The organism is Bradyrhizobium sp. (assembly GCF_049519115.1).
In the GTDB taxonomy this organism is placed as follows: Bacteria; Pseudomonadota; Alphaproteobacteria; order Rhizobiales; family Xanthobacteraceae; genus Bradyrhizobium.
On sequence record NZ_JBEKRB010000016.1, the window covers coordinates 101,564 to 110,512 of the forward strand.

10 protein-coding genes are annotated in these 8,949 nt (G+C 56.0%); 6 read left to right on the forward strand and 4 right to left on the reverse strand.

The window, feature by feature from the left end; genetic code table 11:
• Window positions 1-187: 187 nt before the first annotated feature.
• Window positions 188-604: a DUF1236 domain-containing protein gene (locus tag ABSE61_RS15050; RefSeq protein ID WP_423871930.1), complete on the reverse strand. Its 417-nt coding sequence runs from the start codon at window positions 602-604 to the stop codon at window positions 188-190.
• Between the two features lie 114 nt (window positions 605-718).
• On the reverse strand, window positions 719-1,312 hold the full coding sequence (locus tag ABSE61_RS15055) for a peptidase S14 (RefSeq protein WP_423871916.1): 594 nt from the start codon (window positions 1,310-1,312) through the stop codon (window positions 719-721).
• A 745-nt stretch (window positions 1,313-2,057) separates the two neighbouring features.
• Between ABSE61_RS15055 and ABSE61_RS15060 the strand changes: the two genes are divergently transcribed.
• The 6 genes from ABSE61_RS15060 to ABSE61_RS15085 all read left to right on the forward strand — a co-directional run bounded on the left by ABSE61_RS15060 (window position 2,058) and on the right by ABSE61_RS15085 (window position 5,525).
• Window positions 2,058-2,288: a DUF6894 family protein gene (locus tag ABSE61_RS15060; protein WP_423871917.1), complete on the forward strand. Its 231-nt coding sequence runs from the start codon at window positions 2,058-2,060 to the stop codon at window positions 2,286-2,288.
• Window positions 2,289-2,489: 201 nt separating this feature from the next.
• Window positions 2,490-2,699, forward strand: coding sequence for a hypothetical protein (locus ABSE61_RS15065; protein ID WP_423871918.1), 210 nt, complete (start codon window positions 2,490-2,492; stop codon window positions 2,697-2,699).
• Window positions 2,699-2,989, forward strand: a complete 291-nt coding sequence (locus ABSE61_RS15070; RefSeq protein WP_423871919.1) for a hypothetical protein — start codon at window positions 2,699-2,701, stop codon at window positions 2,987-2,989. Before ABSE61_RS15065 ends, ABSE61_RS15070 begins: the two co-directional genes overlap by 1 nt.
• Before the next feature lie 173 nt (window positions 2,990-3,162).
• Window positions 3,163-3,669, forward strand: a complete 507-nt coding sequence (locus ABSE61_RS15075; RefSeq protein WP_423871920.1) for a hypothetical protein — start codon at window positions 3,163-3,165, stop codon at window positions 3,667-3,669.
• A gap of 1,015 nt (window positions 3,670-4,684) precedes the next feature.
• Complete coding sequence (locus tag ABSE61_RS15080) at window positions 4,685-4,891, forward strand: hypothetical protein (RefSeq protein ID WP_423871921.1); 207 nt, start codon at window positions 4,685-4,687, stop codon at window positions 4,889-4,891.
• Between the two features lie 100 nt (window positions 4,892-4,991).
• Entirely contained in the window at window positions 4,992-5,525 is a 534-nt protein-coding gene (locus ABSE61_RS15085) for a hypothetical protein (protein ID WP_423871922.1), read from the forward strand.
• A gap of 155 nt (window positions 5,526-5,680) precedes the next feature.
• Here the strand turns inward: ABSE61_RS15085 and glgA are convergent, their stop codons facing one another.
• A complete protein-coding gene (gene glgA, locus ABSE61_RS15090; RefSeq protein ID WP_423871923.1) occupies window positions 5,681-7,156 on the reverse strand; it encodes a glycogen synthase GlgA in 1,476 nt (491 codons plus the stop codon).
• Window positions 7,153-8,415, reverse strand: coding sequence for a glucose-1-phosphate adenylyltransferase (gene glgC, locus ABSE61_RS15095; protein WP_423871924.1), 1,263 nt, complete (start codon window positions 8,413-8,415; stop codon window positions 7,153-7,155). The genes glgA and glgC overlap by 4 nt, the downstream gene beginning before the upstream one ends.
• Window positions 8,416-8,949: the final 534 nt, after the last annotated feature.

The window sequence follows — 8,949 nt, forward strand, 5'->3', positions numbered from 1 at the left end:
GGTCAGTGATATTGTTGATAAACCGTCCGAACCGCTTGATCGGGAGTAGTGGCGGCCGACCAATTCGAACACGCGCCAAATGTCTCTCCTGCGGAAAAGGAGTCATTAGCCGAACTACCGTTAACAAAAAGCCGCCCAACCATGGGCGGCTTTAGTCGGTCCTCGCCTCGCCTCGCAGCGATTACGATTACTCAATGACCTCGACAATTCGATGGGTTCTGGGATCGACTAGCACCGTGCGATCATTGACTATGGTGTATCGATAGTCGCGGATGCCATATTCAGCCGGAACATCATAGTAGGTTATGCCCGCTTCGGGCAGAACGGAGCCAACACGAATGTCCTCGTTATAATGATACGAGGGATAGTGACGCTCAACGACGTAGTTTCGGAAGCGCGGACGCTCGTCGATTCCGAGGATACCGTTTACGCCGCCGACAACACCACCAACAACGCCCCCGACGACGGCGCCAACCGGTCCGGCGGCGCGCTCGCCTTCGCGCGAACCGCGTTCTACGCCTCCCGGGACACCCTGCGCTAACGCTGCCACAGGCATTGCCACGGCGGTCGCGACGATAATTGCTCCAAGATAACCACGCATCATCATTTGTTGTCCTATTCGAAGATGAAAACATACAAGTGACGCGGGCGTCGTTTGTTCCGATCGTTAACGTGCTTCAAGTTGTTAGATGTCCCGAGGGGCGACCTCGAAGCGAATTCACAGCACCGCCTCAACTAGCCCGAGGGCCTTCGCCTCTTGAGCTTCGAGATACCAATTCGACGGAGCTTTTTCCAGGACCTGATCGAATGTAACCGATGAACCAAGTACGAGATTCTGAAAACCTTCGTTTTGAATCGCGATGGAGCACTCGATCTCGTTCAAGGTTGCCTTGACAACGGCGACGCATGTTGTCAGTGGCCCATCGATAACGAGCTGCTTGGAAAGTTTACGTTCGTGGATCATAAGGCGCGTGCCGCGGGCGAGGTAACGATTGTTTCGCGCAAAGAAGCCCATGAAAGTAACGCCCGCGGAATAGATTGCGGCTTTCCCGAGGAAGACGAACCTTCGCGTCGCCTCCATCTCGCTTGCAAACCGAACATCTTCACCCATCATGCGCGCAACCTCGGGATCACCTCCCAAGGTCGATAGTTCTATAACGACGATCGCTTTGTCCGATGCATTGTCGAATTGCGTTCTGAATTTCGTGTACATTTCGTAGTCAACGACCCCGGACAGCGCGATTGCCGGTGATTTGAATGCGGTCGCTGGAAGAAGATCATTAGCCATGCGAAATAAGACGCGATAAATCATTTGGTTCCGGAGGCGTGAACCTTCCGGAAGCCCAAGCCCGCGCGCTCTTGTGTTAGTTTTATTTGATCCGGCATCTCAGCGTCTTTCACGCTTCCAAAAGGCCCATCTCAATAAATGCGCGTCGTTAAACGAGCAGCAGCCTTGGTAACCGCAAAAGCACGATCAAAAATATGGGAGGGATCTGCGGTGGTTTAGACCTAATCAGCTGGTTGGCCACCACTCGCTTCGATCACGGATCGACAAGCTGGAAGAAGAGGGATCTGCTTTCGACCACGAATGGCAATCGGCCATCGCGATGCTCAGCTGGCAACGAGGCAATTCAATCCGGGACACAGCTCTCTGATCGCGTAGCTGCCTTAGGACGATTCTCTGCCGAAGACCGACCGAAGTCATTTTTTCGGCGTGGTGTTTTCATGCGGTTGGGTGCTGGCAGCTGGTCGGAAGCCGGAAAGCTCTCTTCTAGACCTTCCTCAGCTCGTCGGAGTGCTTATCGGCGCCATGCCCTTGTCGGCCCGGTTTCTCCGCATGTTTGTCGAGCGGCGCAGGATCAAAATGTTTCGACATCGTGCCTTCCTGAAAAAGCGCTAACGCACCGTCTCCACGCCGGTTCCTAAACCCGGTTTCAGCCGAACAAGCCGGTGTTGCCGTCCGCAGTGTGACGCAACGATTTGTCGCCCCTTCAGTGTGGTTCCTTTGGAACGCCGAGGTCGATAGCATCTTTGTTTTGACAACCAGGGAGGCCAATATGCCATTGTTCCATTTTAACTCTTTCACTGGCGACATGTTTTTGCCGGACCCCGACGGCGAAGATCTTCCTGACGTCGCCGCGGCTCACGTCGCGGCCGAGCAATCGGCGAGGGAGGCGTTGATCGAAGCGGTCAAGACGGGGGACGTTGCTCCCGACTATATTCAGGTGACCGACAGCGACGGCAACGAGGTGGCGACGATCTTTCTCGACCGCCTACTCAGCGGTTGAAAACCGTGGCGGTTGTTCTCGCGAACGCTTTGGTCGGGTACGACTAACGATATCGAGCGCAACTGTGTCGTTGGCATCGCAACCGAAACACCCCGCATTCAATCCATCAAGCCGCTTCGGCGGCCACGTGGAGCGCGACCGCTAGCCTCGCCCAAGGCAGCGGTTCCAAGCGTGGAACCTTTCTGGCCTCCCATGCATTTAATGATGGCGACGATTCGTCTCGAGGGTCTTTCCGACGAAGGCCGTGATATCGAGCCGAAGCAAACTAGCCGGCTGCCCACAATGTCCGATCATGAGATTGACCTAGGCCTGGTTCAGATCGCGCTCAAAGTCGGATTCGCTTGTGCCGTAGCGGGGTTGGTGGTGGTCGGAGGATTTTTCTTTGTTCGTTTTCTCGCCGGCAGTCATTGATGTCGGCGATCTTTACACTCGACATCGGCGGCAAGCCTGTTCTCTCCTTCGAAGCGAAGAATTTGCGAGAGTCGTCTGAGCTGTGTCGCGAGCAATGGTTGCGCGAGGAAATTTCCCAGCTGCTATCCTATGGCGTCTCCCTTTGGGATGGGAAAGCTGTTCTGAAAACAAGATACGCGTCAGAGGCTGAAAAGGGCGCTTTTCTTGAGGCCACCGGAGAAGCTCCCTTTGATGAAATGATTTTGGTTAATCTCGTGCGGCTCGACGTCTCGACGATAGCAGGGCCTTAGCCGACCCGATCTATAACCCCAATTTATTTCGAGATCCTGATGTGCGGAAATAAGGACGACAAGTCTATCTTGGGGAAGGCGGTTGAAGCCGTGAAGGATTTTGCGGCGAATATTTCCGAGATGGGGCAAAAGGCTGCGGAGCCAGACCGTTAAAGGCAGGCGATGAAGTCGTCATGATGCCGATGGCAGCTGTCGGCCTGATGAGCGAAACCGTCGCGCCACCATTTGTGGTGGTTCGCGGGCCCGGGAAGTCGTCCAAGAAGAGCCGGGCGAAAGCAGCGGAGAAAACCGTCAAAACGAAGTCAGTAAAAAAGCCGCCAAAGAAAGCGAAAAAATCTGGCAGGAAGACGAATTCGTCGGCGGCGCGAAAGGTGTCGGGAAGGCCCGAAAATGAAGGCGAAGAAGTCGGCCAGCTAGCGGCGTCCGGATCGCTTATCGTAAGTGCCATCAAAAAAAAGCCGGCGTCAACTTCATCGCTGAGAGGTGCGCCGCAATGCCGCCGGGCTCCTCTACTGCTCGCAGATGAAGCGCTCCGACCGTCCGCGGTGCAAACATCTAAAGGAAATGAAGGCGGGTTTGGCCTCACGGGACTCGTGACCGGCAAGCATCATAGGCTTGCCGCACGAGAGGCTGGCGGGATCTTCGCCAGTATGAATTCGGATTTGAACTCTTGGCTTTGAAGCGGGCATCGAAAGGTGACAGCTGCGTTATCCTGCCGGCGGCTCGATTCAGCCTCCAATTCCCCGACCGTGACAATAGTCGGTTCGGTCGTCTGACGGGGTTGTCGTTCATGGCTGCGCACTCCGGAGTACAACAAGAAAGCCGCGCGGAATTTACGGCGCGCCGCCTCCGTGGCTACTGTCCGGCTCGCTGGATCCCGTCGCCGCAAAATCAATTGCAATAAGCCGGGCCTGTTCGAGGCGAGAAAAGACTTTCACAGCCCGCGGGGGCATGAAGAAAATCAAAAGTGACACATGCTTCGGCCTAGCTGTTCGCTAGGCGCCAGCTCATCCGTTCGATGTAATTCCTGGCGTCAGCCAACGCCGCCTCAGACGTGGGCCAAGCAAAGCCGATGTTTAAAGTCTCAAACAACACGCCGTCGATTGACACGGGCTGGCGATAGAGCCGCCGAAATCGAGCGTGCCAAAGAGCGCGTCCAAGTTCGAAGGTCTCAATTTCGAAATGCCCATGTTTGTCCACGTCTTGCTCCACCTCGATCCGAGCGACGTGATAACGCAGCGCGTGCGGTTTCGTCGGTGTGAAAGTGCACATAGCCGACTGGGCCCGGAATTCGAGGGGGCCTTGGTCGAGGCGGAGCGCTATGACCGTCGACGCACAAACAAGACGCCCGGCAGAAAAGCGACAGCGAGCGAACCGAGGGGCGCTTTTCGGGTCAATCTCGTCAACTGATCGAGCACCCGACCTGGCCGTCAACCTTCGTGGATGGCACTCGCAATGCTTTCGGAGGTTGCCCTGACGGCTCCCGTGGCGCCACGCACAGCCTCGAGCATCCTTCCGGAATCGCTTTAACCTGAGGTCGTCTGTGCCGCCACCGGCCATGACGACCGATTGCGGGCACGATCGGTTGTTCCTACAAGCACTTCTTTCGGGCGGGCGCTCAACACCACCTTTTTTGTATCTCTGCACCCGACGAACGGTTATACCGGCTTTTGACGCCCGCGACGGAGTAGGTAAGTGTCGGAATCGGTGAAGTTAATCGTAGACGGCTATGTAAGCCTAAAAGACCGTATGGCGCTGGAAGAGATGCGTGAGCATCGGCAGAGACTCAAGGGCGATCTGCAGCAGAAGGTCGGTGGCTGTTTCGATGTGAGCGGCTCGTTGAGGCTGTTCGATGAGGATCTGCGGGTGATCGAAGAGGGCTTTGCTAGGTTGGAGCTGTAGCCCACAGAACATTCGAACGAACGTATTGCTTGAGGCCTGGAAAAGACGCTGGTTGGCAGCCCGAAGGATAGGCGCGCCTCTCACGATAACGGAGAGAGAAATGTCCAACCCTCAAGACGCACATATTTCGATCCCCGATACAAAACTGATTTACGAAAGCAGCAACGGCGATACTTGGTATCTGGTCGAAGACCCTGCGACCGGTTTACCTACGGTCAAGCATATCGCAAGCCCTCAATCAGGCGGACACGTCTCCCTGTTTGAAGTCGAAGGTTTCCTTTTGCGAGGGGAGGGTCCGGAGCAACAAGCCCTGCGACATCTCCTGAACCAGGATCATCTATCGACCATTCTGATTGCTTACGACGTTCATCCGATGCAGGCCTCGGCGTACCATGATCTTGGGGAAGCCATTCGATCGCTTGGAGCTTGGTGGCATCATTTGGAAACGGTTTGGATTGTGAGGTCTGGCAAGACACCTGGCGAAATACGAGACAAGCTCGCGGGCTACATCAATGTCGACGACCAACTGCTGGTCGCCGATATCACCAGAAGCAGAGCGGAACTGGCGGGAGTCAACGAGGCCGGAGACAGCTGGTTGAAGGTCAATATTAAACTGGACATTCTCGCGGCGTAGAAAAGCGTTACCGCTTTATGGCTGACGCGGCTTACGCCCATGCGTTTCGACATTGTCGCGTCACGTATCCTCGAAACGTTGTCGCTCGCGGAGGCATAGTTCGGTAGAATCGCGATCCATCACGGATCGGCGATCATGAACCAAACTTCAATCCTTCACCGAGTTGATCCTTCGTTTCGCGATCGAGCAGCGCTCGGATCGCAAATGTCGCGGTACAATTGAGCATATTGTTTGGCGCTGCGCCGCCAAGAAACGTCTGTCGACATGCCGTTGAGCTGTAGCGGTCGCCATTTCGACCGATCACGAAAAAAGGCGTTGGCTCTTACTAACGTGTCTGCGAGAGGCTTGTGAACGACTGAGCTAAACTTGAAACCTGTAGCGGGCCTCAAGGCTTCGTCGGCGACATCTACCACGGTGTCCTCAAGTCCGCCGACGCTTGAGACAATCGGGACCGCGCCATATCGTAGTGCGCATAATTGAGTGAGGCCGCACGGTTCAAAACGCGACGGCACGACAATCGCGTCAGAACCGGCCTGGATGAGGTGGGCGAGATCTTCATCATATCCGATGAGGACGCTAACCTGTTTGGGATGGCTGTGCGCGGCGGCGTGAAATTGAGCCTGAAGTTCGGTATCGCCGGTTCCGAGCAGCACAAGCTGCATTCCTTCTTCCAACAGGCTCGGGATGCATTCGGCAAGCAAATCGAGCCCCTTTTGCCACGATAATCGGCTGACGACCCCGAGCAGCAGTGCCGGACTACTTAGCTCGAGGCCAAAGCGGTGCTGCAGCGCCGTTTTGTTGAGCGAGCGATCATCCAGTTTGGCCGAATTGAAGCGATAAGGAATCGCCGGGTCGGTTTCCGGATTCCACACCGTGGTGTCGATGCCGTTGAGAATTCCATGGAGCCGGGCAGAGCGCGAATGAAGGAGGCCGCCGAGACCCATCCCACCGTCTTCGGTCTGGATCTCCTTGGCATAGGTAGGCGAAACAGTTGTAATTCGATCGGCGAATTGCAGTCCCGCCTTCAGAAAGCCCACGCTTCCGTAAAATTCAACGCCATCCATTGCGAACGACTGTGGGGGAAGATCGATCTCTTCCAGTATCTGCGGCGGGAAACGGCCCTGATAAGCGAGGTTATGAACTGTCAAGACAGTCCTCGGCCACGGCTGTCCGCTGTAATGAAGATAGGCGGGCGTTAAAGCGGCCTGCCAATCGTGCGAATGAATGACGTCGGGAACGAAGGAGGGGACGGCACCGATTCCAATATTCCAGGCCATTCGGGCTAGCGCCGCAAACCGTCGGGCGTTGTCCGGCCAGTCGGTACCTTCGGGCGTCAAGTACGGGTTTCCCGGACGGGCAAACAGATGCGGGGCGTCAAGCACAAACAGGTCGAGGGGCCCCGAACAGCCGCTTAGGAGTCGAGCTGCGCCGCCAAAGAACGGCCATTCGAGCAGTTGCTCGGTGCGTTGCACAGATTCCATGACTGCGGGATAGCCCGGTACAAGCGTCCTGGTGTCAACGTCGTAGTCCTTCAGAGCGACAGGGAGGGCGCCCGCTACGTCTGCGAGGCCGCCGGTTTTGATGAGGGGATAGATTTCTGACGCGACCGAAAGAACGCGGACGGGTCTCATGCATTCAGCCTGTCGATCATAGCCTGGGTGATGAGACAAATTCCCTGCGCTGTGGTTCGAAAACGGTTGGCGTCCAATTCTGGATCCTCACCCACAACGAGTCCTTCGGGGATCTTCACGCCGCGATCGATCACGACGTTCCGCAGCCGCGCGTGCTGTCCTACATCAACATAGGGCATAATCACCGCGCCCTCGACGCGAGCGTGTGAATGCAGGTGCACGCTAGAGAACAGCAGCGACCGACGCAACGATGCACCCGAAACGATGCAGCCACCCGCGACGAGGGAGCTGACCGCTTCTCCGCGTCGCCCCTCTTCGTCATGGACAAATTTTGCAGGCGGCGTGATCTCGGCATATGACCAGATCGGCCATGACCTGTCGTATAAGTCAAGGTCTGGAATCACGGCCGTCAGATCGATGTTGGCCGCCCAATAGGCGTCAACCGTGCCAGCGTCGCGCCAGTAGCTCGGCTGATCAGTGCCGGATCGAACGCAGGATCGGCTGAATTGATGTGCAACCGCGCGGCCGTTCTTGACGATGTAGGGAATGATGTCCTTGCCGAAGTCGTGGCTCGAATTCGGATCTGCCGCATCCCGTCGCAACTGATCAAACAGAAATTCAGTGTCAAAAACATAAATGCCCATGCTGGCGAGTGAACTGTCGGGCTTCCCGGGCATCGGCGGCGGGTCGGCCGGCTTTTCGAGGAAAGATTGGATAACATCATGCTCGTCGACGTGGATGATTCCGAAGGCGCTCGATTCTGATCGAGGCATTTCGAGACATCCAACCGTAACATCGGCGCCCGACTCCACATGCTGCTTCAGCATGATCTCGTAGTCCATTTTGTAGACGTGATCGCCAGCCAGCAACACGATGAATCGGCAAGCATGGGCTTCGACAATATCGATATTCTGATACACAGCATCCGCTGTGCCGACATACCACATGGTTTCAGAAACGCGCTGGCTGGCAGGAAGAATATCAAAACTCTCATTGCGCTCTGGTCGAAAGAAATTCCATCCCATTTGCAGATGACGGATGAGGCTATGCGCTTTGTATTGGGTGGCGACGGCAATACGTCGGATGCCCGAGTTGAGCGCATTCGAAAGTGCGAAATCTATGATTCGTGATTTGCCCCCGAAATAAACCGCGGGCTTGGCTCTCTTGTCAGTCAGCTCCAGCAGTCGGCTTCCCCTGCCGCCGGCAAGCACGAAAGCCAGGGCATATCGCGACAGCGGTTCGTTTAGGGCATCCCTCATGTTTGCCTCCAGGCCGATCATCAACTCGCGGAGCCGACAAGTCGTTCCGAAAACAGCGGATTTGAGCGCGGAGCCGGCGCTTGGCTGAGTTCGAAGGCGGACGATAGACCGTCTGCGGCCGATCTCGAGACGTTGACAGAGACTTCCATGCCTAACTCATCCTCTGTATCGCCGCGATAGTTGCCGTAGAGCGGGCGCGCCCTGTCCCGGCGTGCGAACGGGCATTTGCGTTATTCCGATCGATGAGTGTGAGTAGAGTGAACCTTCTCAAGTAACCGGGGCGACGCTAGTCGATCTGTCCGTGGCATCGCGCGTAAGGGATGGGCGGGTAGACAGGACGATTGATCGTTCAAACTGATAGAGCGTTTGATTAACGATAATCTTACAATAGGCCGCGCACGGGAAGTGATCAGTGATCTTCCTCCGAAAAAATGGACAGGGTTAAGCTGCTTTTAGCTCCATCTCGATCGGGCTGAGATATCCGATGGCCGAGTGGCGACGCGTTCGATTGTAGAAGCCCTCGATGTAGGCAAA